At 56.3% G+C, this 26308-nt stretch carries 13 protein-coding genes, 1 tRNA gene and 2 pseudogenes; 9 read left to right on the top strand and 7 right to left on the bottom strand.

The genetic code is table 11. The features are described from left to right. Window positions 1-72 precede the first annotated feature (72 nt). The 3 genes from NMLP_RS07565 to NMLP_RS07555 all read left to right on the top strand — a co-directional run bounded on the left by NMLP_RS07565 (window position 73) and on the right by NMLP_RS07555 (window position 1411). Window positions 73-147 (top strand) — tRNA-Glu (locus NMLP_RS07565). A gap of 186 nt (window positions 148-333) precedes the next feature. After that, the gene (locus tag NMLP_RS07560) at window positions 334-690 is read left to right on the top strand and encodes a hypothetical protein (protein ID WP_049926300.1); all 357 of its coding nucleotides are present in this window, start codon (window positions 334-336) and stop codon (window positions 688-690) included. Between the two features lie 40 nt (window positions 691-730). Continuing rightward, complete coding sequence (locus NMLP_RS07555) at window positions 731-1411, top strand: IS6-like element ISNamo13 family transposase (protein ID WP_015409529.1); 681 nt, start codon at window positions 731-733, stop codon at window positions 1409-1411. A 9-nt stretch (window positions 1412-1420) separates the two neighbouring features. On the opposite strand, the pseudogene NMLP_RS07550 reads toward NMLP_RS07555, so the two are convergent. Then, window positions 1421-3592, bottom strand: a pseudogene (locus NMLP_RS07550) (DUF1156 domain-containing protein); the annotation flags it as partial. Window positions 3593-3721: 129 nt separating this feature from the next. Between NMLP_RS07550 and NMLP_RS07545 the strand changes: the two are divergent. After that, window positions 3722-4597 (top strand): hypothetical protein, encoded by an 876-nt coding sequence (locus NMLP_RS07545; RefSeq protein ID WP_015409527.1) that lies wholly within the window; start codon window positions 3722-3724, stop codon window positions 4595-4597. Window positions 4598-4825: 228 nt separating this feature from the next. Here the strand turns inward: NMLP_RS07545 and NMLP_RS14385 are convergent, their stop codons facing one another. After that, window positions 4826-5461 (bottom strand): IS6 family transposase, encoded by a 636-nt coding sequence (locus NMLP_RS14385; protein WP_015409525.1) that lies wholly within the window; start codon window positions 5459-5461, stop codon window positions 4826-4828. Between the two features lie 466 nt (window positions 5462-5927). Between NMLP_RS14385 and NMLP_RS07540 the strand changes: the two genes are divergently transcribed. Continuing rightward, window positions 5928-6845 (top strand): hypothetical protein, encoded by a 918-nt coding sequence (locus NMLP_RS07540; RefSeq protein ID WP_015409524.1) that lies wholly within the window; start codon window positions 5928-5930, stop codon window positions 6843-6845. Between the two features lie 151 nt (window positions 6846-6996). Here the strand turns inward: NMLP_RS07540 and NMLP_RS07535 are convergent, their stop codons facing one another. Continuing rightward, window positions 6997-8199 carry an McrC family protein gene (locus NMLP_RS07535; RefSeq protein ID WP_015409523.1) on the bottom strand — a complete coding sequence of 401 codons (1203 nt, stop codon included), beginning with the start codon at window positions 8197-8199 and terminating at the stop codon, window positions 6997-6999. Next, complete coding sequence (locus NMLP_RS07530; RefSeq protein ID WP_015409522.1) at window positions 8196-10535, bottom strand: McrB family protein; 2340 nt, start codon at window positions 10533-10535, stop codon at window positions 8196-8198. The genes NMLP_RS07535 and NMLP_RS07530 overlap by 4 nt, the downstream gene beginning before the upstream one ends. A 119-nt stretch (window positions 10536-10654) precedes the next feature. On the opposite strand from NMLP_RS07530, the pseudogene NMLP_RS15120 reads away from it, so the two are divergent. From NMLP_RS15120 to NMLP_RS07520, 3 genes and pseudogenes are all read left to right on the top strand, one after another. Further along, window positions 10655-10797 (top strand): annotated as a pseudogene (locus tag NMLP_RS15120) (IS5/IS1182 family transposase); the annotation flags it as partial. A gap of 133 nt (window positions 10798-10930) precedes the next feature. Beyond that, the gene (locus NMLP_RS07525; RefSeq protein ID WP_015409521.1) at window positions 10931-14272 is read left to right on the top strand and encodes a PD-(D/E)XK nuclease family protein; all 3342 of its coding nucleotides are present in this window, start codon (window positions 10931-10933) and stop codon (window positions 14270-14272) included. Further along, complete coding sequence (locus NMLP_RS07520) at window positions 14269-18093, top strand: UvrD-helicase domain-containing protein (RefSeq protein ID WP_197538019.1); 3825 nt, start codon at window positions 14269-14271, stop codon at window positions 18091-18093. Before NMLP_RS07525 ends, NMLP_RS07520 begins: the two co-directional genes overlap by 4 nt. Window positions 18094-18801: 708 nt before the next feature. Here NMLP_RS07520 and NMLP_RS07515 read toward each other — a convergent pair. Beyond that, on the bottom strand, window positions 18802-20064 hold the full coding sequence (locus NMLP_RS07515; RefSeq protein ID WP_015409519.1) for a PD-(D/E)XK nuclease family protein: 1263 nt from the start codon (window positions 20062-20064) through the stop codon (window positions 18802-18804). Between the two features lie 564 nt (window positions 20065-20628). Here NMLP_RS07515 and NMLP_RS14375 point away from each other — a divergent pair. Then, the gene (locus tag NMLP_RS14375) at window positions 20629-21264 is read left to right on the top strand and encodes an IS6 family transposase (RefSeq protein ID WP_015409518.1); all 636 of its coding nucleotides are present in this window, start codon (window positions 20629-20631) and stop codon (window positions 21262-21264) included. Between the two features lie 3 nt (window positions 21265-21267). Here the strand turns inward: NMLP_RS14375 and NMLP_RS07510 are convergent, their stop codons facing one another. Both NMLP_RS07510 and NMLP_RS07505 read right to left on the bottom strand, forming a co-directional pair. Further along, window positions 21268-23757, bottom strand: coding sequence for a DEAD/DEAH box helicase (locus tag NMLP_RS07510; protein ID WP_015409517.1), 2490 nt, complete (start codon window positions 23755-23757; stop codon window positions 21268-21270). A gap of 305 nt (window positions 23758-24062) precedes the next feature. Continuing rightward, window positions 24063-26147: a vWA domain-containing protein gene (locus tag NMLP_RS07505; RefSeq protein ID WP_015409516.1), complete on the bottom strand. Its 2085-nt coding sequence runs from the start codon at window positions 26145-26147 to the stop codon at window positions 24063-24065. Window positions 26148-26308 lie beyond the last annotated feature (161 nt).

Here is a 26308-nt window from a genome sequence, read left to right as displayed (position 1 = left end):
GAAACCGAGACAAGGCGACGGTGAAACGCAACCGTTATACATTACTCACTGATACGTAGAAACGCGCTTGACGCTCCGTTGGTGTAGTCCGGCCAATCATCTTGCCCTCTCACGGCAAGGACCAGGGTTCGAATCCCTGACGGAGCATCCTACCCCTCTTCCTTCCGGCGATTTTGCCCATATCACCCAAGAGAGCAGACCAATGTCTAAGGGCAAATCGACTCGGACGAAATCGGCATCCCGACGCCGTCTTGCGATTAGCCGTATTGCCAGACCACGTGGATTCGAACGAATCCCGCGTCTACCTGAACCGATACCTACGGGGGGTAACCAATGACTATCCCTGATGAGGTCCCTGTCGTCACCGATGTCGCGGAACAGTATCTCAACCCAAAGCAGCTACTGGACTACCGCTCAGAACGCGAAGAGTGTCTTTCGTGGCTCCTCACACTCGGCAAGAAACCGGAGAAAGGCCAGGGCTATGCGCTCGGTACCGTCAAACCACGCGCATACCGGATGGATCAGTTTTACCGCTGGGTTTGGGATCAAGAAAACGGATACACTGCCAATGTTACGACGAGTCACGCTGACGCTTGGATGAAACACTTAGCGCAGGAAGATTACAGTAGTACTCATAAGACGAACTGTCAAAAAGCGGTTAAGATGCTGCTCAAGGCACTGTCTAGTTAAACTAGTTTGAGGAACGAGCAGGTCGTCGAGGCAATTTGGGATGATGCTCGCAGACCTGCTCAGCGAGTGTTTTGCGGCGGATTTAGAAGAATGTTGGGAGCGTGAGCGGACGGTGACGCCCGTCAGGGCGTTCGCCGTCCGACTCCACGCGACCGGTTGTTCACTCAGAGAAACAACAACGATTCTTGCTGAATTAGGCGTAGAACGCTCTCACGGAGCGGTTTGGAATTGGGTGCATCGGGTTGCTGACAGCGTTCCTGACCCGCCGTCGGCGCAGCCGACGCGGGTCGCTGTCGACGAGACTGCTGTCAAAATCAATGGAGAGTGGTCTTGGTTATACGCTGCAATAGACATCGAGACGAAGTTGATCCTCGACGTACAATTGTTTGGACGACATGGCACCGATCCGGCGGCTGCGTTTCTGCATGGACTCCGCGAGAAGCACGATCTCTCCGACACCGTGTTTCTCGTCGATGGCTATGGCTATCAGACTGCCCTTGCTCGGTTAGGACTGAGTGGTCGGCTTGATTACGTCGACCGAAACCTCATCGAAAAGTGGTTTCACACACTCAAAATGCGGGTCGACCGCTTCCATAATTCATGGGTCGGCAGTCGGTCAAGCGCACGTGAATGGTTTGAACAGTTCACACACTACTACAACCGCCAACGACCGCATCAATCGCTCAACGGACGAACGCCAGCTGACGAGGTGCTAAACTAGACAGTGCCCTTGGAAGCATCTCCCCATTTCGATGACACCAATGTCTCCGCCCGCGAGTTCTCGGTTCTCTTCGAGCGTTTCACGGGTTTCTCTGGCAGTTCGGACAATGCGACGTCGAAGGGAATCCCACGATATCGGCTGTCGGTTTTCCGTTGGTCGGGCCACGATGACGATATCGAAATCAACAGCTCCCCCTTCGATGAACTTGTTCAGGTCAGAATTGATCGGGTAGGTTGCCGTCACCTCAAATCCTGTGTTACATAGGGATTCCAGCAGTTCACCCCATGATTCGGAGTCACTATGGTGGTAAGTGAACGAGAGTACTCCGTCCGATTTGAGTGCAGTCCGAACCACAGAGAACGCCTCTGTAAGTTCAGTCTCGAACTCTTCACTCCCTTTATTTGTTGCCGGATTTACCACAATACTTTCGTCCCGGGGCGCGGCGGGATCCTCAAAACATTCGTATCTGTCCCCAAGTAGCACCCGCTGCCACACGTAATAGTAGTCCGAGAGTTCGGAATACAGAATATTGTGATAGTAGGGGGGGTCAGTGATAACCACGTCATACTCCTCTTCGGCGTCAAGTCGCCGCATATCTCCCTGAAAGACATCCGAATTTTGACCGACCGGCTGTGAGAAAGGTTCCGTCTCTTTGGAGTCGTTTCCATCTACGTATCGCTCGGTAGGAGCGTTCGCGTACTGGATGCCGTTGATAATACTCTGAACCGACGAGCGGAAGTTACCGAGCCCATATTCGGTTCCCCAAACGTTTGCTTCTGCCGGCTTTGTGGGGGGATCGAATGAATTGGTCTTGAATATGTCGTGTATGTGGTTTCGGGTGTGATGATATCCAACCATTCGGTTCGTATACCTGAGAGAGCCGCTTAGGGCGAGAAGTAGGAATTCTTGGACGTTTTCATCGTCGATCTTGGAGATACTTCTGAGTAGCTTTGCGATAGAGAGTTGTTGACGGTCTGTGAACATATCTGTCCAATGAGTATACCCATACTTATGAACGTCATGTGCTCCAGGAGCGGAGCCGTCATATTGTGTCGAAGCGGTGTACCAGCCAGGTCGGATCGGCTCTGAGGGAACAAATCGATGTATATCTGAGTTCGTTTCCCACTCCTTTGCCGCACTCTCGTAGTTCTCGATATCCGCCGCTTCGACCGATTTGTAACCTTTTACAACGGACTTGGTTTCCCCACGATCGTCACAGTGTTCGCAATAGTATTCAACCGCGTAGAGACGCTCCGTATCGCCATTCTGTTCTTGAATGGCGTCCGGAATCCCGTACTTTTGCCCACATTCTGGACAGCTATAATTGTTACCTCTAGTCACATTACCGTTGCTCGGGGTGAACGTGCTGCTACACTCACTACAGGTGTTTTCCTCTTGCCAATTATCTACGAGTATAACTTCCCCGCAGTCCGGACAAAGGACGTTATACTTGTCGTCGTTTTCGTAACGGCCCGCTGCTACCCGATAATCTTTAAATAGCGGAACGGTATGTCCACAGGAGACGCAGTCGAGTTCCTTGACCCAAAAGTTGTACATCACGTCAGCGTTGTGATCACCATTCGGACAAGGTGTTTTGTAGTATTGAGTGATCTCGTCAGCAACATCTTCTTTGACCTGTTCGAAGGCAACTTTAACATCCTCAACGTCTGTCTGGCCGGCATCAAGTTGCTTCTTCGTGACGAACCAAGCGACCGGATTCAGATCAACACCTACCGATTCGACGCCAAAGCGCGACGCCTCGACCAGCGACGTGCCGCCACCCATGAACGGATCCAGAATCTTCTTGTCTTTGATCCGGATGTCCTTCGGGTAGAAGTCCCACAGTGACTCGGGATCGTCCATATCGACATCGTTGATGGCTTGGACGAGGTCATCTTTGCTCAGTCCGTTGTTCCCGAGTTGCTTATTTTCGCCTGGTTCATAGACCTCGACATCGTCTGCGGTCGTGCTTTCGTTGAGCAGCGAGTAGAGTGTGATTGCACGGAACAGACAGCCCGGCCTCCGCGCCCACCATTTGTGCATCGTGTAGATTGGACGGTAGTATTGCTTTGCCCGACTTTCCTTCTCAGCAATCTCGTTTACCCGCTCGATCGGGAACCCACGTTCAATCGGGAGTTCAGGACGACCCTCCGACTTCTCAGATTGTTCCTGCTTAGACATAAGTGAGCCTTACCGTCCTTTTCCGCAGGAGCCATATAAAAATACGTAACTAGAACCCGAGATATCACCATGGGCCATCTCTTACGACTTGGTTTAATATAGCCCACGAGTCGTGTTTAGAACCGAGAGATGGGCCACGTATACTATCACTATCCCGGGGACAAGCAGTTCTCTCTTGACTTCGTCAATCCCGATCCCGCTGAAGTCGTTTCGAAGGTTGTTGGATACGACGATGACGTAGCGGTGAAGATTAGCCAATACGACCTCAATAGAGAGTTCTACGTCGTATACACCTCTCGCGTTGGCGGTGGTGCTGTGAGTAATATGGAGTTTAACCTGAAGGAGGCACTCGCTGAGATGGACGACGACAACGGTACCATCGTTGCCCGGCTTTTCGAGATCTACCAGGCGCTACTTTCTCAGAACGAAGAGGAAGAGGGCACGCCGGTTAAAGCGTACAAGCGGGAGGATGTCGAAGCACTGGCTGAGGCTCTCGACGAGACGTCGTGGGAAGGGTCTGCAACGGATGTTGCCGGGAGCCTCGCGTCGAATCTGATTCTAAAACATGCGTTGCCGAACGCCAACCATCGGACTGCCGTTGCACTGATCCAGTTCTATCTACGTCGTCTCAATTCGGACTTCTCGATGCCGGAAACGAAGGTGGAGATCGAGCCCGAGACCTACGACTGGCGCGAGTGGGTGAACGAGTATATCAACGAATCAAAGCGGCTACTGACCGTTCGCCGGAAGAACGTCCGGTTCAAATATCTGCGCGAGTTCGGGGCGACGACACTTGAGCGGAAACACGGGGTCATGATCGAGTTGGATGAATACGAGCTCGATATGTATCCTCACGAAGCGGACGTCCTCTATGCCCAAGAGCACGAAGACCTCTGGAGAGACTTCGTCGAGGAGGCTGCCGAACAAGCTGGCTATCCAGAACTGAAAGATGAGCCGGGGCTGTCGAAAGCAGACTTCGCAGAAAGGATTCGCCAGTTGGAATAGACGATTTAGACTAGTCCTGAAGCGTGGCGACTGTTCGGCCCGTTTCCTCGGCCTCTGCGCTACGCGACATATCGTACGCCGCGAGCGCCTCGTCAACCGCCTCGTCAAGACTCATTGTTCAACTCAAAGTTGGACATGCGACCGTATAAACTCTTGCATGGCTGTGTTAGTGGGTCAGACTGGATTCCAGACAGCAACCACACTCGATCGAATAGCTACCGGTAGTGTTCAGATAAGCTGATTCCATGCGAAGGCGAAGGATCGAAGCCAATCGTCGGCGGTGTCTGCTTCGGCATTGCTAAAACAGTTTGAAAAACTGATAGTTCGTCGTTTTACCTCTCGAAAGACACGTTCGACGCTATTCCGATTTCCATGGCGTTCATATCTGAAATCGAGGCTGTGGCGGCGACAGGCGTCTTTCAGTGAGTGCGAGCCATCTACGAGAAACACCGCGTCGTCAACGTCGTGTTTCTCGCGGAGTTCGGCAAAGAATGCGTGAGCGATTGCCTTGTTTGTCGTCGGTTCAAGCGTTGTATACAGTAATTTGTTTGTCTCGGGATCGACAGCAGCATACAGCCAGTACTGCTTATTATTGAGTCGGATCACGGTCTCATCCACCGCAACGTGATCCGGATCCCGACCAGATTTGGGCTGTAGATCTGCCTTGTGAACCCAGTTGTGAACAGTAGATCGAGCTCGACTGACACCGAATATCTCAAGGATAGAAATGGTATTCGAAAGTGATAGGCCAGCTAAATGGAGTTGAATACCAAGCTTCATCAGCAATTTCGGTGTCGCTTCTCGCTCCACAAAACCTAACTCGATCTCGTCCAAATGGCCGTTGAGGCGGGCGTTTTTGGGCATAGAGCACTCAAAAAATGTGCCGCCTCACTTTTCATTCTTATCTGAACACCGCCTAGCTACCACGCACAAATTGTATAAGAGACTGCAGTCAACTGATGTCCAATGCGTTCTACCCTCTGTAACGCGATTGGGAATCGAAATGTCGTCGAACTCCAGTATCGAAACCAGCCTAGAGTCGTAGAGCCACACAAGGTGGGCAAGACGACAAAAGGAAACGTCGTTCTCAGCGGCTACCAGAGTGGGGGCCGCGGCAACGAAATCAACCCTCCGGATTGGGGACTATACAAGCTCAGGAAAATCGGAAATCTGAACGTCACCAACGGTTCGTTTTCCGGTCCGAGGCCACAGTATTCGCCAAGCGATAAGCGAATGACGCAGATATACTGCCGACTATAGAAGGACTCACCACGCACTAGTTCAATTCAGTATTTTGTGAAGCCATGATAACAATAACACATCTGGTGGCATGAACCTCCCAATAGATCCCGCGGACAACGACGCACCTCCCCAAGAGCTCATTCAAAATCTCCCGTCACAGGCTGCTCGTCGTCGTGTTCTCCAAGCATCAGAGATCGACCTTGATGTGAATGACTGGAGCTTCGCTGAAGCGCTGGATGAACTTTCACAAATCGAACTGCGAGAGGCAGTATCACAGCTCCGCTTTGCGGGAGCCCGAACGATATACTACTATCGTGTCGATGACCTCCGTCAGGTATCTCCGGATGATGCAATCAACGAGGGTGACGATGATGGATCCTCAGGTGCCTACGGATCTGAGGTTCGAGAGACGCGCAGGGATCACGACCGACTCTACGTCGTCTGCAATGTTCCGGAAACGGGCTCGCAAGCTCAGCTGACGCTTTCGGAGAAGCATTTTCAGACGACTGTTGCAACATTCAAACCGAGGACGCGGCTTCTCGCAATCCGTGCGCCTGATGAGGGAACTGCGGATGCAACCACTCAGACTGTTGTGGGTCATTTTGGGTTGGACGAAGCATCTCGTATATCCTTCCTGGAGAACGGCCTCCGTGGGCGGTTCGAAGCTGACTGTATTGAAGGCTATTCTACGCTTCAGCTTCGGCACACGACAACGTCGGCTAACACAAAAGAGATACAGGTTCGTTCCAAGGAAGCAGAAGACAAGGAAATCATCGATGTCCGCACCGACGCAATCGTTGACGACCTCCTCCGGCGTAGTGACACGGAACTCGGCGCAGCGACGGGACTCGTCACCGTTCCGACTAATGTCCACTCGATAGAACACGGCGAACCGCTGCATCCGCGAGTAACAATTGGATTTCCGGATGGATGGGTGGCCTTCGAACAGTTCGTCCCTGAGCAGATCCTGATCGAGTTCGACGATTTGGTTCGAGATTCGCTCTGAGCGCGGTTCAAGATCAGGTCCCTGCTATACACGATAGGACTCTAATTCGGTTTGAATTCCCTCAACAAAGCTCAAGTCACAAGCTGCCCTCGGCTACGACTCCAACTAACAGGATCCGGTTCGAGAGCTCACCACTCCTCCCTCCGTGTTGTCAACTCACGGTCCGGGAGAGAAAATCGAAAAATCGCCCAACGTTTTCTCGACCGAATTCATCAACATCTGCAGTATTCACCCCTGTCGGTAGCTCCAACATCGCTAAATCATACCCGTTCTTCACGGAGTAGTCATTCTCGACAGCACCATCGTTGTCTGGATAGACCAGCACACCCGGCGCATCATAGGCTGTCTGGTACGCTACGACCTGATAGACGTCGTTATTCTTGACGCCGGTCTTCCACTTGGCGTCCCCGACCAATACTGGCTTACCGTGACGCTTGACGATGAAATCAGGCCGCATACGAATCGACGGACTCCCCCTAAGTAGATTGTCGGTTCGAGCCTGCCTTTCAACGCTCCAGCCATCTCGTTCGTCCACAGTTTCGCGTGCAGTTCTCTCCACCACCTTTTCGAACACCTCATTCATTCCGATCAATAGGGAGTACGATGCACCCTCACCGGCGACGATATCTTCGAGGTAGATGTGTTTCAGTACGAGCCGAGACAAGACCAGAACCTTCTCATAGTAATCAGTAAGGCGAGTCAGTTCGATCCGTTCGGCTTCCTCGATCGAAACTTCTCGGAGCGTCACTCGTCGTCTGAGCCGCGATTCGTATTCGCGTAGTTCACCAGCGATCTCGGTGCTATCCACCACCGACGACAGCGCGTTCGCAACGCAGAGAATCGTCTGGTTTAGCCTGGTATCATAGGTAAATTCGTCGTAGTCGCACTCGAAATCCGTCTTCCCGGGACCTCCTGCGAGCTGTCTCTGGACGTTTAGTCTGCTACGGAGATACTCTTCTGTTCCTTCTACATTGACGTACTCTCTCCTGAGACCTTGAGACAGAACTACCTCCAGCTCTTCGAGAAACAGGGCTGCTACCGTGTCCACAAAATTCGTCCCGCTTTCGAGTTCCGTTTCGCGCGAGAGATGGGTTGGCTCTGCCCCGTTTGCGTATCGTAGTAGCGTGACTAGGTTCGGATCCCCGATCTTCGGTTGTATCTCAATAGTGGGTCCGTCGGGGAGAGCGACGACTCCGACTCGATGATCCGTGTGCAGTACGACCTGTTTGCCTCGTCTGTACTCCACTCGTAATCCATCGACCTGTGATTCGATCATCTCGATATCGTCATTGGACAGGTCGATTGGGTCCGATTCGTCGTACTCGGACAGTTCTATCAGGTCAGCAGTTGTCACTCCACTCCACCATCCTCGTCAACGAGTTCGGAAAGCGCGGCGCGGAGAGCGTCGGAATCGAAATCGGCGATCCGCTGTTCCTTCCAGTTGAATAGGTTCTCACCCCCGCCATCGAATATGTGTTCTTTGAGCCGCTCCATGTCTCCGAAGTAGTACTCATCGAGCAGCGGGAGTATCTCGTTCTTCCAGGACTCTACGAGACGCTCGTCCGTGGTACCACCGATAAGGTAGGAGTGACCAACCTGTTTGCCTTTCCCGAGGTTCCCACTGTCCCGAATACGTTCGTTGATCGCACTGAGTGCGAGAATGGAGAGAGCACCGAGGTCCTCTCCCTCTTCGACTGAAGCCTTGGTTTTGACGTCCTGTTCACCATCGAAGCCAAGCTCGTCGTAAAGAACTTCGCAGTTCGGCGGGAAGTGTCGAAATCGGAATCGCCGACGTATCGCGGCATCGACGAGGGCGATTGACCGATCAGCCGTGTTCATCGTCCCGATAATGTAGAGGTTCGGGGGCACTACGAGCCGGTCTTCTGAATGTGGCAGCTCGTCTCTCATCTCGTTCAGTTCACCGAGTCGCTTGTCGTTCTCGATGAGAGTAATCGTCTCGCCGAAGATCTTCGGGATGTTTCCCCGGTTCACTTCGTCAATGATAAGGATGTATCTGGGGGCATCTGCTTTCGAGTCGGCGTCTTCGTAGGCCTCGACGGCGTCCTCAGCCATCTCCTTGAACACGCCAGCCTCGGGTTCGTACACGAGGTCGCCGTCCCGAGTTTTCGCCGTTATTCCCTCGATGAAGTCTTCATATGAAAACGTCGGATGGAACGTTACTATCCGAAGGCGGCCCTCAACAGCGTCGTCGAAATGGTCCTGTTCGTCCAGTCCCCTGTCTATCCACCACTTGGCGAAGTTGAGCGCTCCATAGGTCTTCCCAGTTCCTGGTGGGCCGTGGAAAACGATCTGTTTCTTGCGCTGGAGATGTTTTTCGACGGATTCGAACCACGATAACTCGTCGTACTCTGCGGAGTCCGGTTCTTCGATTAGTTCTTCGTTCCACCTCCAGAACGTGTCCAACCGTTCTCTGTACGCTTCGACCACGTTCTGGATCGATATTTCGTCTTCAGACTCGAACGACTCGTCATCGTATTCCTTTCGAGGGACATCGCTCCCGTTGTCGATCCCATATTCGATCTCGTTGGGATAGAAATAGATGTACAGTTGATATGCTGATTTGTGATCTCCGAGAACGCTCGGATACAGAACAGCCCACGAACGAGTATTCGGGATGTTAGTTGCGCCCTGGTAGGTGACGTAGTGAGTAGACAGTTGGTCAGCGTCTATCTCGTTTCGCAGATAATCGAGTAAATCCTCGATGTACGCCTCTACACGGTCTTTGGCATAGTTGTAGTAAATCTGGGCGAGGATCTTGTAGTCGTCCCACGAGTTCATAATGTTCTTTTCGTGGTTTACATTCTCTCGTGCGGCGATTTTATCGATATCTACGGATTCATCGTCAAGGATAGCATCGAGCACATCGTACCGGATTTTGGCTATTTTCTGGCGTCCTTCGTACGCCTCAAGCTGATCTCTGAGAAATGCCTGTGGTAGCATGCGAATTTCGTCGAGGAACACAGAGGTTTCCTCCTCGAATTCCTCTAACTGGCGAGTGTGTCTGAAGAAGTATCTGAGAATGAGATTGTATCTACATTCCGCCGAGTGCGTTACAGTTCTCACGAACTCTTGAGCGTCTTGGAGCGTAGCGTCGACGAGTTTCTCGCTCAAAACGTCCATCTGGATTGTCGAACAGTAGTTCCGATACAAATCGTATCTTCTCCCGACCGAAAGATCGCCGAGATCGGGACTGTGTAACCCAGTGAAATAACGAATGAGCGTCTCAAAGCCTTCCTCATCGTACAGTACGTATTGGTCGGGGTCAGAAGTCGTCAAGAGAGCACTAATAACCGTGAGATCTATACCTTGATTCGTCCTGAATCGCTCGATGCGATCTTCGAGTGGGCTCTCATCTTCGAATAGCGCTACCAGATCCTCGACAAAACTTCCAGCGTCGTCAGCTACCTTCGCCTCCAAGTCGTCGAAGTCTTCCCCGGACAGAATTGGGTGATCGTCTCCCGTTCCTTCTCTCAGTTCCGACGTATATTGCGATACCGTGTCCGCAGTCAGGTCGCGTTGGTTGAGCCACGAATGGCCGCTATCCAGAATATCTCGGGTCCGGCCTCTCTGATCCTCATCAGCCGATTTAAAATCGAGGTACGTATCGGTAGCCGCGTGGAGGGCCTCTCCGTCAAGGTCAAATTCCCCTACTGAAACCACGTTAACCATACATCCAGCATTGACAGAACGGACAAAATAACCTTGTGTGGGGAACGCTCAATTCACAACAGCAACCCCCAGTTTTCATATGAGCCTATTCACGTGCGAAGTGGCAGGGTTTGGAAACTGTGTCCACCAGCTCCAAAGCCCTGTAGAACGTTACTTCAGTCAACGATTTATTGAATGCAACGGCTACCGAGACAGTTCCACTATTTGAGCATCTTGAGTTTGACTTCTGCTGGAGTGCGACGTATTCACCCCCGTTTCGAGGAATGTTTGTACTGGCCGGGGGAATCGCGTATGCGGATCATTCAGTAAACGAGCGGTTCTCGTGATCTGTAGTCGGCTATATGACACGCTGGTGTCGTCCAAAATTACTTACGCGAATCGGGAGACGACGGCATATGCGTCGCCTGCTGACAGGGCCTGCCCTTCCCTCGCTTGAAACCGCTGCAATCGACTTATTAATAGAAAGCGTCGATACGCACCCGCAAAGCGTCCTCCACATCACGCCACAGAATCATCCAACTGAAGCCACACGCGATCGCTGGAATGCTGCCGCCCCACCAACGATGGCGAGCGTGCTCACACTCGATGACATCGTCTCAACGGCGTACCGGCGCGATCAGTACAAAAACGATATCACGCATATCGACCGGCCACTACTGTTTCGACTCGTGGAATTAGGTGTCGAGGGGATCGATTCGCCTGAAAATCCCCTATACTCCGGTGATACGTTTGCAAGCGCCGGGCTCGTCGAAGAGGCTGAAGACCTCTTCACGAACCTGGAGTTCGCTGGCCTGCTCTCCGCCACGGGGATGCAAAACCGACTTGAAACCGAAGGGCTCAACGAGCGTGCCGTACACGTCGCGGAGTTAGCCGCCGAAATCGAGGCGGCACGAACCGAGCTCCTCGCTGAGGAGTACCCCGAAACGTACCGGACCGAGCGGATGGAACATGTCACAACGGAGTGCTCGCTGTCGGAGCTGTTCCCGTCAGTCGAAGCGATCGTCATAAGCGGCTTCACCCGTTTTGAAGCTCTCGAACAGAAATTCCTTGAGCAACTCGTCGAGACGTGGCCGACCATCGCGGTCGCGCCCCAACAGGTCGACACCGACGACGTAGCCGGGGTAGACGTAGGCGCAGCCCAAGCGATCGCCACGTATCTCGAGTTGGGCTTCGAACAAGACTACCACGAGCCAGCGACAGCGCCGCGGACGGCTGCCCGACGTCGGCTCACGCGGAACCTCTATCGGCACCCGAGCGTCGGCCCGTCCGTGTCCGACATCGACCCGACGGCGCTCGATCTCACGGTCGCCGAACCAGAAACCGTGCCCGAGGAACTCCGCTCGGTCGCCCGCGATATCCGCGTCCGGCTTGCGGAGGGAACACCGCCGGAGGAGATCGGGGTCGTACTGACGAATCCCGCCCAGTACGCCGCACAGATCCAGGAGCTCTTCGAGGCCTACGACATCCCGTTCCACATCGAAACCGACCAGCCGCTCGCCGAGACGGCCCTCGGCGACGCCGTCACGACCATTTCAGCACTTGCCGAGGAGCCACGCGCTGTCGATGACCTCCTCGGGCTACTCACGAACCCGCTCGTGGCTATCGATAACTCCGAAATCGATCACCGCGCCATCGCTCGAATCGCGGCCCGGGCCGACACAAACCGACTCGCGTCGACACTCGCGTACGCCGACGAGTCCGTCACCGCGGGCGTCGAGTCGCTGCTCCGCGACGTGGAGGCGCTCGCGACCACGTCACTCGATGCGTTGCCGGCGCAACTCGAGACGCTGTTCACCCGACTCGGGATCGACGCGGCGCTGGAGGGCGAACGGACACTCTCCAGAGGCCGCCTGAATCGCGAACAGCAGGCCAAATTGAGCCTCGACCGCGTCCTCGAGACGCTGGCGATGACCGCACCGCTGGCGGATCTCGACGCCGGCGATGCCATAGCGCGGCTGGAACGTGCCCTCAACGGCGTCTCGGTCCGCGGAACGAACGGCGGCACTGACCAACACGTCGTCATCTGTGGCCTCCCCGACGCCCCGCCGCGGGCGTTCGAGCAGGTCTACCTCCTCGGGATGACCGCCTCACACGTCCCGTCGGATCCCCCCGAGTCAGCGTTCACTCGCCCGATCTACGAAGCCCACGCCGACTTCGAACAGCGCGACGTCGCCGCCGAGGCTCGATCTCACGTCGGAGCGCTCCTGAGCAGCGATGCGACGCTGCATCTCTCGATCCCACGACGGAGCACGGACGGCGAACCTTACGTCGAGGCGGATATCCTGACCGAGCTCCGCCGGCTCGTCGACCTTTCACCCGTCACGATTGACACGGATGCGTCACCGCCCGGCTCGCCAGAGGACGTCCAGCGGGCGATCGGTGGGCTCCCGGCGACCGACGTCGAGCGAACGACAGCGCTTGTAGAGGACGGCGTCGCCGCCGGGACGTTCACGCCGTCGGAACACGCACGCATCAACTCGGGCACGGCCTGCGCCGCCGCCCGGGCTGACCCGGATCGGCTGACGCCGTACGATGGCGTGTTGACGCCCGAGACCGTCGCGATGGTGCACGACGAAGCCGATCGGGAGCCCTACAGCGCCAGCCGGCTGGAAACCTACGCCGCGTGTGGGTTCAAATACTATATGCAACGAGTCGTAGAGATTGACGCCCCCGAGCCGCTGACGCCCGAGCCGGATGCCGGCGAGCGGGGTACCTACATACACGACGTCCTCGAACACTACTATCTGGAACTGCAGTCGTCGATCGGTGAACCGGTCGCTCCCGATGGTGATTTCGAGACCCGACAGCGGCACCTACTCGACGTCGCCCTCGAGCGGCTGGAGACGGCGTTCAGCACGGCGGGCGACACGGCGTTCCAGCACCGCTGGCTGACGACGGTCCTGGCCGGGCTCGGCTCGCCAACGGAGAACGACTACTACGGCCCCGACCGTGAGACGGCTACCGGCCAGCCGGTGGCTCGTGGCCTGTTATATCGGTTCCTCGAACACGAGTTCGGCGAGGTGGCGAAGACGACCGCCCAGCCAGCATGGTTCGAAGGCCGCGTCGGCACGCCGTACGATGCCGGCACACCGCTGCAGGACGCCCCCGCCGAGATCGAGACGCCACACGGCCCGGTGCCGGTCCACGGGCTGATCGACCGGATCGAGGTCGTCCCCGGAACGACGCCGACCCAACTCGTCGTTCGGGATTACAAAACCGGGTCCAACACGCCGAGCGAATCTGATTCGTTGCTCGGAACGAGCTTCCAGTTGCCGCTGTATGCGCTGCTTGCCGAAGACGCACTCCCGGCTGAGACCGTGGGCGGCACGTATTATCAGATCTCCTCGCCGAGTTCGGTCAGCTCCCGAAAGGGGCTTGTCACCTCCCAATCGATGGCTGTCCATCACGGTAGCGACGACATTGGAACGCCACTAGTGCGGCATACATACCCGTATTTCGAGACGCACGCGGCGTTCCGTCGTTTTATCGAGGAGACGACCCCGCGCCGACTCGGCCAACTCACGAACGGGATCGCGACCGGGCAGTTCCAGCCAACAATCTTAGATCCTGACGACGCCGGCTGTCGGTTCTGTGATTACGCTCACGTCTGCGATGTTCGGTCTCACCAGCGGCGAGAGCTCATCGACACGATCGATGCCGAGGACCACCCGGTCTACGTGCCACCGAAAGCCCGCGAGCAGTCGCCGGAGGACGTCGTACCGGCGGAGGTGGAATGACGATGGTGAGCTACGAGGACCTGACCGACGAGCAACAACGGGCGGTCGATGCACTCGACAGAAACGTGACGCTGACAGCAGGGGCGGGGACGGGCAAGACGACAACGCTGACCGCCCGGTATCTGTGGATGCTGGAGGATGCCCTCGCGACAGCCGATCCCGAGACGCTCGACCCCGACGACCCGCCACTCCAGCCGAAACACATCGTCACGACGACGTTCACCGAGCGAGCCGCGAACGAACTCGAAGAAAGCATCCGAACCGAGATCACGGACCGACTCGCCGAGTTGGACCCCGACGCGTTCGATGCCTGGCGGACGATCGCAGACGAACTCGAGCAGGGCTACATCCACACGCTACACGGGTTTTGTGCGCGACTCCTGCGCGAGCACGCCTTCGCGGTCGATGCCGTCGACCCAGGCTTCGACACGCTCGACGAGAACGAGGCAGCGGCGCTGATCGACGACACCGTCGGTGCCGTACTCGAAGAATACGACACACACGACGCGATGGAGACGCTGGCCCAGCGTTTCTCCCGGGATCAGCTCCGGTCAGTGGTGACCGATCTGCTCGGGGAGCGACCGGAAAGCATCGACTGGGCCGACGAGTGGGCCGACGCGACCGAAACGGAGTACATCGACTTCGTCGAGACGCATCTCCATCCGATCGATCCGGACGTCGCCGCTGCAGTGCTCGCCGACCCGGCGGTCGTCGACGCGATCGAGACTCTCACCGAGATCATCGAACAGCCGCCGGATATCGACACTGGCGGGCGGGTATGGAAACGGGCTGCGGGCGTCGTTGAAATCATCGAACCAGGATATGACGACGGTCAGTCGACGCGAGCCAAACAGGCGTTGATCGCCGATCTGAGCCAACATCTCACCACAGGCGATGGTGAGCAGTACGCGGGCTATTCGGGGGCGAAAACCAACTGGGACGGCCACCCGCGCAAGACCGCGTTCGATAATGCCTTCGAGACGCTGGTCGACCGGCTCTGCCCGGAAGAGTACACCGTCAGCGTCGACCTCGAGGTCGAGCGCAATAGCTTCGAACTCGTGTCAGCGCTAGCGGAGTTAACCCTACTCGCTGCTGAGAAGTACGAGGACCGCAAAACCCAACAGAACGCCGTCGACTTTGGCGATCTCGTTTCCTACACCGTCGAGTTCTTGCAAGCGGAGCGAAACGAAGCTGTCCGGCAGGAACTCCGGGATCGCTTCGAGTACGTGATGGTCGACGAGTTCCAGGATACCGATCCCCGACAATGGGATCTGATCAAGCTTCTCACGGCGGCGGATCCAGATGACTTCGACGCGGAGAACGTCTTCGTCGTCGGCGACGTCAAACAGAGCATCTATCGCTTCCGAAACGCCGACGTCACCCAGTTTCGCGAAACAGCCGATATCCTCGAAGCCGTCGCTGACGAGGATGACCAGCCAGCCGTACACCAAGACGAAAGCGACGGGACTGCAGCGGACGACGACCAGTTGTCGACGAACTTCAGAACACTGCCGACAGTGCTCGAGTCGATCAACCAGCTGTTCGAGACCGTCTTCGAGGCGGATGGCGACCCTTACGAGGCGGAGCCACAGCGATTGACTCCGGCCCGAGACGACCCAGCCGAGGTAGGCAGCGTCGAATACCTCGCGGTGCCGTCCGATCCCGAGTTGCGGGCCGCCCGCTTCGAGCACTATCCCGACTTTGCCGACGCCGAGCCGGAACACGACAGCGAACTCGAGGCGATGGCGCTTGCGGCACGGCTGTCGCAACTACTCGACAAGCCAACACAGGTGTACCCCGACGAGGGCGGCGACGATGCCGCGGAGTCGGGAGATGGCCCGACGCGGGAGCTCGAGGCGGACGATATTGCGATCCTCCTTCGGAGTCGAACGCATCTCAAGACGTACGAGCGGGCGTTGAACGACGCAGAGATTCCCTATTCGGTCGCGTCCGGATTAGGTTTCTATGAAACGACCGAGATCACGGCGTTATTGAACCTCTTCCGTGCGCTGGCCGACCCGAGCGACGAACGGGCGCTGTACGCGGCGCTGCGGTCACCGTTATTCGGGCTGGCAGATGATACGCTCGCGCGATTGAAACGGCACGGCGAGCCGCTGTGGGCCGCACTCGGAGAGAGCAACCACGAGGACCTCGCCCAGGTCTATACGTTGCTCACGCGCTGGCGACGGCAGGCCGGAATCACGGTCAGCGATGATGATACGAACGAGGAACCCGATGTGGAGGCCGAATTCAGTGGTTCGTGGGCGTCGTATCTCACACAGATTATCGAGGAGACAGGCTTTTTCGTCAACATCAGCGTTGGCGACCGGCCACAGCAGGCTATCGCAAACGTCGAGAAATTCCGCGAGCAGTTGCGCGGGTACAGTGATGACGATGTCCGCAGTCTCACGACGCTCGTCAACCGGATCGAACGCCGCGTGAGCCGTGGTGGGCGCGAAAGCGAGGCCGATACCACCGCGGAGGGCGTCCAGATTCTGACGATCCACGACGCCAAAGGCATGGAGTTTCCCTTCGTCGTCGTCCCGGGAATCGGTCGAGAGTTCAACGACAAGCCGTCCCTCAACGACCAGGTCGAGTTCGAAGAAATCAACGGCGAACACGCGGTCGGAATGAAAGCCCCGCAACCGGATGACCCGTTCGAGTTGACCGATACGATGGCCCGAAACACGCTCCGGGACCAGCGTCGGGCGGAAGAACGCGCCGAGGAAAAACGGGTGCTGTACGTCGCTTGCACACGGGCTCGCGACCATCTCCTCTTGAGCGGGCTGCACGAGTCGGATAGCGAGGCTGACGTGTCGTCACTTACCGAGCTCAAGCAGGCGACGCCCGACGATGCCTCGAGTTGGCGCGATTGGGTGCAACCGGAGCTCCTCACAGAAGATGTGTGTAGGGCCCTGGAGTCGGCCACTCGCGTCGAGCGAGCATACGGCGACGGATCGTATGCTGTCTCGCTTCCGACGCCGCCCATCGAACGAACGCCGGCGACGACCGCCGAGGATCCGGCTGTCGAGCTTTCGGAGTCGCCGCCGACACCTGAGGTTACGTTCCGCCTGTCCGCCACCGACTGGGCGGCGCTGCAAAGCGAGTACGGGGAGTTGGCGCTCGATACAGAGGCACGGACGCTCTACGTCGAAGAGGTCGATCCCGACCGTCCGGATCGCCGTCACGGCGACGAGTCGGCAAGTCTACAGGGTGGGCCCGAAAGCGACGCCAATCAAGAGGAGTCTACACAGGCGGTCTCGGACGTCGAATCGAATATTTTCGGCGAAATGGTCCACCAGCTGTGTGAGCTCCGGGCCCCGGAGGGCCGTTGGTCGGATATCATGCGACAGACGCTGGCTGCAGAGGAGGCAGCCGTCGACCTGACTCCGGACCTGCAGGCCCGAGTGCGCAAGCATGCCCAACGTGGAATCGAGTACATCCAACAGCGGGCTGCTGCGGCGGATGTCGACCAGCGCTATGACGAGCTATACGTGACCGCGGAGTTCGACCGCGGTGAGATTGTTGGCTACATCGACCATCTACTCGTCACGCCGTCGGCATACCACATAATCGATTACAAGACCGGCGATGTGACCGAGGACGAGATAGCCGACGACGCGGCCTACTACGTCAAACAGATGCATGCCTACGCGGTGGCATTGGCCCAACAGGATACGACACGATCCGTTCGAATATCGCTCGTGTTCACAGCAATCGATGCGGACTGGACCACCGAGCTTGAGCCGGCTAAAATCGAATCGATCCAAGAGGGGATCCAGAGGACGCTGCTTGCCGAGGTCCCCGAAGAGAGCAGGTGAGACGCCTCAGTCACACCACCGCTTCGAGTGAAGAGCATCGGAATCGGAATAGTCAGCTTCGGAGGAATTCTCTGGGGTGATCGGTTCAGGACTTATTATACCGTACGAATGCCAACACGGGGCTCCCTGAGAGGCTCTTACCGAAGACAGCGAAACATTAGTATCTGTATCGAAGTTGGGAAATCGGGCTGTGCAAGATGGAACGTGCGTATATTGCATCTCCTATGCTTGATTCATATTGGTCGATCTTGGCATCAGACCGCTGATCAGGCACTGACAGCGGATTACAAATGGTGGCCAGTTGGGTCTGCCAGCTATTTCGAATGGATCGTTGAACGGCTTCAGAACGGGAAAAATAGATCCAGGCCATTGGACTCAAAAAAAGTACCTCCTGGAGACAAAATAAGCGTCAGGAAAAGTACCGTGGTCACTCGCGTGTGGTACAATCCGTCGGACGGTTCGGGCCACTATTCTCCGATACCGTATTCCCATTCTCATCAAGGACGAGGACAGATTCAGCTCGACCAGCCATCGTTCTTCGGTCAGCCTCCAATGAGTCGATTTCGCCAACCTTGTAGACGACATCGTCGTCTGACGGAACCTTCCACGTGTCCAGCTTTACAACGCTGTACTGTCTTCCTTCCGCGTAAAGTTCGTTTCGTTCGGAGAGTCGCCTCGTCGTCTCTATACAGATATCACCATGACTAATTATTGGTTCATCGCTCGGTCGAGTGCCTGTTCATGGATTTGTGTCAGTATCGGTGCCAGCTCAATGAATTCTTCAAACGCCTGTGCCAGTGTCTCATAGGCTACGTCGGGCCCGCCGGTTGGATCGAAGGAATAGTACTTTTCGGCGTGGACTTTCTTTCCGGCGACGTGTTCAATACCGTATTGCTGCCGGATGTCAGCTAACTCATCGTAGTATTCGTTGTTTGTCAGCTCTTTGATTGCTTCTCGATAGGTATTCGGCACCCCGTGGCGAGATGTGTAGACTCGAACCCTAAGTCGACCGTCGGTGAACGTAGACCGCTTCCGGAGAAAGTGCTGGAATTCGAGCCGATACACGGCAGCATCGCGATCATCAACGGGAGTCCGGTTCGCATCGAGTCGCCAGTCATCCCGATAAATCAGACCTCGTTTTGAGTGCTCACAGTTCCACTCGTCGGACCAAGTGTCCGGTCTGTACTCCTCGAGAAATCGCTCCGTCCAGCGTTCTTTCTCTCGATCGTGGATGTCTTCGAACGCGTCACGAGCCTGCTGGATTTCGTCGTGGTACTTGAGGTACAATTCCATCTTTTCGCGTTGGCGCTCCGAATATTCTTGGTCGGTCATGCTTACCTCTCTAGTAATTGTGTCACGAAAATCTCGCAGTTGAGCCATGCCCCGTTCTGTCGCGTCACCTTGGATGGACAGCAGTACGTCGTCAAAAGCGTTGACGAGCTCCTGCCAAGAGACATCCTGAAAAGCCTCGGCGCTTGCATTCGGTCGATCTGCCTTCGAGATGTACACGTAATACTCGCTGTCTGGGGGAACCGAAAGGTCACTTGGGGGTAGGTCAGAGTCTCGGTAGTAGTCGCGAGTCTGTCCATCCCGTTCCCCCGACGTTACCTTCAGTTCGCAACAGACCGCCCACTCTTCGAGTAGAGCTACAAGTAGATCCAATCGATTTCCGTGTGACCCGCCTACTTCTGATTTGACGACAATGTCATCTGGAGACTGATACTCAAGCTCGGCGTCCTCGCTTCCCTTGGTGACCAGCTTGAGAACTACGTCAAGGATCGTCGTGTTGAAGCCGTGTGGCTGCGACGGATCGAGAAGATACTGAAGCCAAGAGATCCAATACGTTTCTCGAGGACGGCGGTCGAGCACTTCTAACGTCGTCTTGGGTGGCTCGTCAACCTCCGGAACGGCCTGAACCGTTGTCGCGAAGTCTTCTAACTGCGTTCGAAGATCGTCAACGGTCTGATCCATGCTTAATGATATTTATTTTCGATAAACATAAACTGGCATGATCAATTCGACTGTCCTGAGAGCACCGTATTAATGAATGTTTTTATTGATTAGATGGCTACTGCGAACTCCGCGGAATTGGTTTTGTTAATTAGATTCCTGCCAGAACGCCTCGTACAAAAGGAAAGGCGCGAATCGGTCAGTCAAAATGAGTCAGTATCAGGATTACGTCCGATGGTGGTCAGTGCTTATAAACAATCACCGAGTCATCTTGCTAAGCAATAGTGGACGTTTGACAAACAGAATTTGGGGCGGCGTCCTATATCTCACATATTAATCGCCGAATAGTGATTCACGGATCCGACCGACGATCCCGTCGCTTTTGTTGTCGTCGTTTTTATTCGCCTCACCAGCGTTAATTTCTACAGATGTTTGAGGCTCTGATTGGGCACCAGATGCCGCTGATGAAGGCCCGTTACGATCACCCCCGTCGTTGGACTCCGCTTCTACTAAACTTTTGGAGGCCTCCGAGGGCGGTGTTCAGATAAGAATGAAAAGTGAGGCGGTACATTTTTTGAGTGCTCTATGCCCAAAAACGCCCGCCTCAACGGCCATTTGGACGAGATCGAGTTAGGTTTTGTGGAGCGAGAAGCGACACCACGATTTCTGATGAAGCTTAGTATTCAGCTCCATCTCGCTGGATTATCACTTTCGAATACTGTTTCTATTCTTGAATTATTTGGTGTCAATCGTGCTCGGTCAACTGTGCATAATTGGGTTCAGAAAGCAGATCTACAGCCTGAGTCTGGTCAAAATCCGGATCACGTCGCCGTTGACGAGACGGTGATCCGGCTCAATGATGAACAATATTGGCTGTACGCGGCTGTCGATCCTGAAACAAACGAATTGCTATACACAACGCTTGAGCCAACCACAAACAGCGTAATTGCTCACGCGTTCTTTGCTGAACTCCGCGAGAAACACGACGTAGAACACGCCGTGTTTCTCATCGATGGCTCGCACTCATTGAAGGACGCTTGCCGCCGTCACAGTCTCGATTTCAAATATGAAAAACATGGAAATCGGAATAGCGTCGAACGTGTCTTTCGAGAGGTAAAACGTAGAACTACCAGTTTCTCAAACTGTTTCAGCAACGCCGAAGCAGATACCGCCGACAATTGGCTTCGATCATTCGCCTTCGCATGGAATCAGCTTATCTGAACACTACCCCTCCGAGCGTGTCGTTGAATCGACCTCTGAGGGGCTGTTGTCTCCACTACTGTTGGATGCTTCCTGAGGCTTATTCTCACCGGCTTCCAGATCCATATCTTCCAACTCGGTTAGTGATTGCTCATTTGCCACCGAGTCTGTCTCGTCTTCGTCGGGTTGCAGTGCCTCCCGTGAGGCTTCAAGCAGCTCCACTAGTTCGCTTGGACGTTCGTGATACAGCGGGAAGAGCCACCAGACGCGCTGGAGGCCTTCGACGGGCAGTGTCTCGGATTCACGGAGATTGTCCATCGCCGTCTGCCAGTTGTCTTGTTCAAGACGAGCCCCGTCAAGATCTAATGTCGCCAGCAACTCAGTCGTCGCCTCGAAGGTGAGTGCGTTCAGGAGTTCTTCAAGTTGGACGTTCCCTTGAACAGTTTCAACCTCCAGATCCTCTAGCAGGTCTTGCGCCCACAGTTCGTGACCACGCTGTTCAGCCCGCTCTAAGAGCTCGCTGTCGACACCGGCGTCATCAATAACCGGTTGAACGCCGATCATCTCCCCGAGTTCACGGACCCAATTGAGTTCCTGCACGTACTCTTTTGAGTCAAGCCCGGGGACGTAGTCGCCTTCCTCCGGCATCGCGATGAAGTGATGGAAGTGAGGCCGCTGCTCGCCGTGTTTCCGAAGCACTCGACCCATTCGCTGTACCAATTGGAGTTTAGTCTTCGTCCCGGCGACGTTGATGCCGACCTCAGCGTCGGGGACATCAATCCCTTCGTCAAGCATCTTCGGCGAGATCAAGACGCCGTTGTCACATCTGCTGAACGCGTCGATGTTTCGCTGGACGGTCTGCCGTGTCTTCCGGGACGACGATTCTAGCTTCGAGTGGGCGAGATACACGTCGTCAGTTGTCCCCGACAGTCGGTCGGCTATTTCATCCGCTGTCTCGATGTCCATCGCAAAAATAACGAGTTTGATCGGAGAGTCTGAATCCGCGAGATATTCTTCAGCGAGTGCAACCGCATCATCGATTTTTGGCTGTGAACGGTGCCGAATCCAACTTCGCGAGTGGATCGTTGCAGCGAGGTTCTCCCATTCTTCTGGGATCGCATCGTTGGATAGCGTCCGGCCAGCTGCCTCGTGGGCGCGAATGAAATCTCCGAGGTCCTCAAGTTCGACGAACGGGACCGGGAGTCGTTCCAGCAATTCGGTTGTCGCATCCGCATGCTTGAGGCGTTCGAATTGGTTCGAAATCCGGTCCGTGGTCTCGTCCCACTCCTCTTGCTCATAGGGATCAAGCGGCGTTGGATGGACCGTCCAGTCGAAGTCCGGGATGATTCCATCCCGCTGGGCCTGCTCAACACCGTAGGTGTACACAACGTCGCCAAGCAAGTCAGTGAGTTGCCGACGTTTCATGCTTGCGTCGTCCCCGATCGTCGCCGACAACCCCATCGCAGCCTTGTAATTTGGTCGGGCAATCGCTGCTCCGTAGCCGCTTTCGTTGGCGTAGTGGTGGACTTCGTCGTAAATGACGAGATCGTATTCGTCAGCCAAATCGCGGTCGTACCGCGGTAGCAGTGATTGGGCGGTCTGAAACTCAACTCGTCCATCAGTGAAACTCACGTCAGCGGCTCGTTCGCCGGGGTCGTGTGCTGGCATCGGTAGCCCGAGTTTCTCCTGGATCTCACGCTCCCACTGTTTAAGAATCGCATTCGAGTGAGCGACCACGAGGATCCGGGCCTCATCCGTTCGTGTCGACTCCGACTGTTCTGGGAACGCTCCGCAGACGTCCGCGATCGCAGCGATCCCAGCGACGGTTTTACCGGTCGCCGTCGCCATCTCGAGAATACCCTCGCGATCATTTTGCTGCCAACGTTCGAGCCCGGTTTCCTGATTTGCCCACAGTGAAACCATCAACAACGGGGCACGTAACCGCTTACGAGCCTCGGCTTCGCTAAGATCCCCTAATGCAGCAGCTTCGCTCAACAGCGGCTGCAATAAGGACCGTTCGGCATAGGCTTCCTGCTGGGCAGCAGTAACAAAGAGTTCAAGCAGATATAGCCCCCCACCGCGACCGATATGTGTGATATCGAGCGCACTCGGATCGAATCCGCGCTCGCGAAGGTGTTTCAATAGGACGGTTTCGGCGGGGCCTGAGAGAACGTCGGCTCGAGCGGATCGTTGCGCAGGGAGTTTTCGATTGAGAGCAACGATATCCGATCGAAATTGATGGAAGCGCTCGCGGTTTCGAGTAACTGGTGTTGGATCGACGAGTCCCTCGATTCGCTCAGTGATGAAATCAGCAAAGAGCCCACTATAGTACTCTTCCAGATACTCCCATTCGACGGGGTCAACCGGCCCCTCATATCTGGAAATGATGATTTTGTTAGCGACCTCATCATCGAGCAAGACGAGTTGCTCAATCGCTGGCCGTTTTGAGAGCACAGCGGACTGATACTCCCCGAAGAAATTGTACTCGTACTCATAGCCCCCCAACCCGGTCATGTGGTACCTCGGTTCATGTGAATCATCATATACGTATCGGTGAAATCAGCGCCTTTGCCCACATTACGACACCCAATTGGAGTCGTCTCGTGTTCCGTCGCCTGTCCCAGGCAGTAGGTGCATCCCCATGCTGTCGGCGAGGCCTGGGATGGCGGACCCCTTGTGACGGGGGTGCAGCCTGATGGCGTCAGCCGGCTTTCCCGTCTCACCGAGTGATGCTCGAGTCGACCTCGGGGAGACAGGCTTTCGGCTAACGCGCAGGTGCGGAGCAGCAGCGGGCCCGTCGCGATAGGTGATCACGAGCGTTACTCCGATCGTTTAGACAACTCGACCGCCGTGTCGCTACAGAGCCTCGTCAGCAGGTCGAGTTCCTGCTGGAGCGTTTCATCGCCAACCGCCACCATCTCGTCGGCGAGATACGCCCGAAGCTGCTGGAATCGGGCCGCGACATCATCCGGAACGGCCAGCGGCACGGAGTCGCGCTCGTGCTCGCTTCGACCGTCCTCGAGCAGCCAGTCGTCGACGGCAGCCGAACGATCCGACGCTGTATGGACGGTCTCCGCCCACTCACGGAGTTCACGGGCATACCGGGAGAGCGCGATCGCCTTCCGGACGCCATCGTGGGCGTACGACTCGGGGGCGTCTGGCAGCTCGATCCGAAGCCGCTGGCTGTAGGCCTCGCCATCCCGTTCGGTCCACGACGCGACCAACTCGAGATCGGCGCTCAGTGCGGCTCGATCCAACCGGACGAGGACGATCCCACCGCGGGTCTCGCCGTCCTGCTTCGGCGACGGGAACAGCGTCCCGACGTGCATGAGCCGCCCCGTCGCACTGTCGGCTGAGGGCGACCCGGAAACGGCTTCGATCGCACAGCCCTCGCTGTCGAGTTCGAGCGCGAGGTCGTACACCAGCGGCGTCACCATGTAGGCAAACTCCGCGCCGAGTCGCTGTCGGAACTCCTCGCCCGACGTCACGAAGTAGTGATTCGCCCCCCGAATCCCCGAAAGCGCGGCGGCGAGGTCGGCGTTCTCGTCGAGACCCATCCCGACAAACGTCGTATGAACGCCGGCACTGGCAGCGTCCGCGAACAGCGACGTGAGTTCGCCCTCGTCGGTGGCTCCCGCGTTGGGCATCATATCCGTCATGAAGACGACTCGTTGCTCGCGGCCCTCAGCGGGCGTGTCGGCCAGCAGCTCCCAGGCGGCTTCGAAGCCATCGGCGAGATTCGTGCCCCCACCAGCCGTGATCTCGCGGATGTGCCGTCGGATCGCCGGCAGATCCGTCGTCTCGACGTCACGAAGCGGCTTCGCGACGTGGGAGCGATTGTTGTAGAGCACGACCCCGAGTTGATCGTCGGCCTCGAGTTGCTCGGTCAACGCACAGAGAGAGTCGATGGCGGCTTCGAGTTTCGTCTCCTCGCCGGCGTCGGTCTCGCGACGGCGACCGTGTTCGTCGTAGTAGTACTGATCGAACTGGCTGTCCATCGATCCGGAGATATCGAGCACCGCCACGAGATCGAGGGCCGGACGCTCGAAGTCCGCGGCGGAGATGTTCGAATCGAGACCCACGGCGACGTATGGCTCCACCTCGTCGGTGAGTGGATGCTCGCTGATAGCCGACGCGTACTGCGGAGCGAACAGGGCATCCGTCTTCGGGGCAGTCCCGCCGGTCTGGAAGTGGTAATCGTAGAAGAGCCCCTCGGTCGCCAGCGCGTCCGGTTGTGGCGTGTATCCGCTTCGGATGTTCTCCCGGAAGTTCGTCACGTCGGCGGCCCCACCCGTCGCCATTCCGAGTGAGTCACTGGATGATGCAGGCGAGGCAACTGACGTTTGTATGGAGTCCATCAGTACCTCGCCCGTGTGGGACTCGTTCGTCGCGTAGCGTTGCTGTGATTCGACCGACTGCCCGCAGTCCACACAGACGAATTCGGGGCCTGAAACAGACAGAGGACTCGACGACTCCATCGGGATCCAATCGTCAGTCTCGGCTTCAGTGTCCGGCTGCACCTCGGAGACACGACTCTGGTCCGTAACGACCGCCACCATGCCGTCGAGGTCCAGCCGGTCGACAGCTGTCCAGAGGCTGGACTCAAAGCTATCGAGCGCGGTACCGCGGCGAAGCGCCCCGCCACAGTCCGGGCATACTTCCTGAGTTGACTCCGTCTTCGTCTCACAGTGGACGACATCCGCGAACACGTACTGCTCGCCTGCAACAAGCCCAGCGAGTTTGTCACTCGCAGAACCAGCCAGGACAGGCACCTCCGTTCCGTCCGTGCTCTCGACCAGCAGTCGCTGGACAAGCGTTCCGTCGCAGTCAATCACACGCCGACTGACGATCGTCGCTGTCAGTTCCTCCCACGCGCCGTCTGGAGCTGTTGTATCGGTATTCATCACGAGCGGCGTCGTATCCCGGACGCCAACCGGGCGGTCATGCGCGTTGTGGTGTCAAAAACGACATCGCGATGCCGTTTTCCCACCCACCCCACGCACTACTTTGCGCCTTATTGATTTAAATCTTCCGTCGAGGGGAAGTGTTATGCTACTAGAGCGTC

Source organism: Natronomonas moolapensis 8.8.11 (assembly GCF_000591055.1).
Classification (GTDB): domain Archaea; phylum Halobacteriota; class Halobacteria; order Halobacteriales; family Haloarculaceae; genus Natronomonas; species Natronomonas moolapensis.
This window is presented reverse-complemented; position numbering and strand designations above follow the sequence as displayed.

Bases quoted from the DNA above. Each gene is read 5' to 3' on its own strand.
- NMLP_RS07530 (WP_015409522.1), bottom strand. From the start codon at position 10,535: ATGGTTAACGTGGTTTCAGTAGGGGAATTTGACCTTGACGGAGAGGCC.
- NMLP_RS14375 (WP_015409518.1), top strand. From the start codon at position 20,629: ATGCCCAAAAACGCCCGCCTCAACGGCCATTTGGACGAGATCGAGTTA.
- NMLP_RS07555 (WP_015409529.1), top strand. From the start codon at position 731: ATGATGCTCGCAGACCTGCTCAGCGAGTGTTTTGCGGCGGATTTAGAA.
- NMLP_RS07520 (WP_197538019.1), top strand. From the start codon at position 14,269: ATGACGATGGTGAGCTACGAGGACCTGACCGACGAGCAACAACGGGCG.
- NMLP_RS14385 (WP_015409525.1), bottom strand. From the start codon at position 5,461: ATGCCCAAAAACGCCCGCCTCAACGGCCATTTGGACGAGATCGAGTTA.
- NMLP_RS07505 (WP_015409516.1), bottom strand. From the start codon at position 26,147: ATGAATACCGATACAACAGCTCCAGACGGCGCGTGGGAGGAACTGACA.
- NMLP_RS07525 (WP_015409521.1), top strand. From the start codon at position 10,931: ATGCGTCGCCTGCTGACAGGGCCTGCCCTTCCCTCGCTTGAAACCGCT.
- NMLP_RS07540 (WP_015409524.1), top strand. From the start codon at position 5,928: ATGAACCTCCCAATAGATCCCGCGGACAACGACGCACCTCCCCAAGAG.
- NMLP_RS07515 (WP_015409519.1), bottom strand. From the start codon at position 20,064: ATGGATCAGACCGTTGACGATCTTCGAACGCAGTTAGAAGACTTCGCG.
- NMLP_RS07510 (WP_015409517.1), bottom strand. From the start codon at position 23,757: ATGACCGGGTTGGGGGGCTATGAGTACGAGTACAATTTCTTCGGGGAG.
- NMLP_RS07545 (WP_015409527.1), top strand. From the start codon at position 3,722: ATGGGCCACGTATACTATCACTATCCCGGGGACAAGCAGTTCTCTCTT.
- NMLP_RS07560 (WP_049926300.1), top strand. From the start codon at position 334: ATGACTATCCCTGATGAGGTCCCTGTCGTCACCGATGTCGCGGAACAG.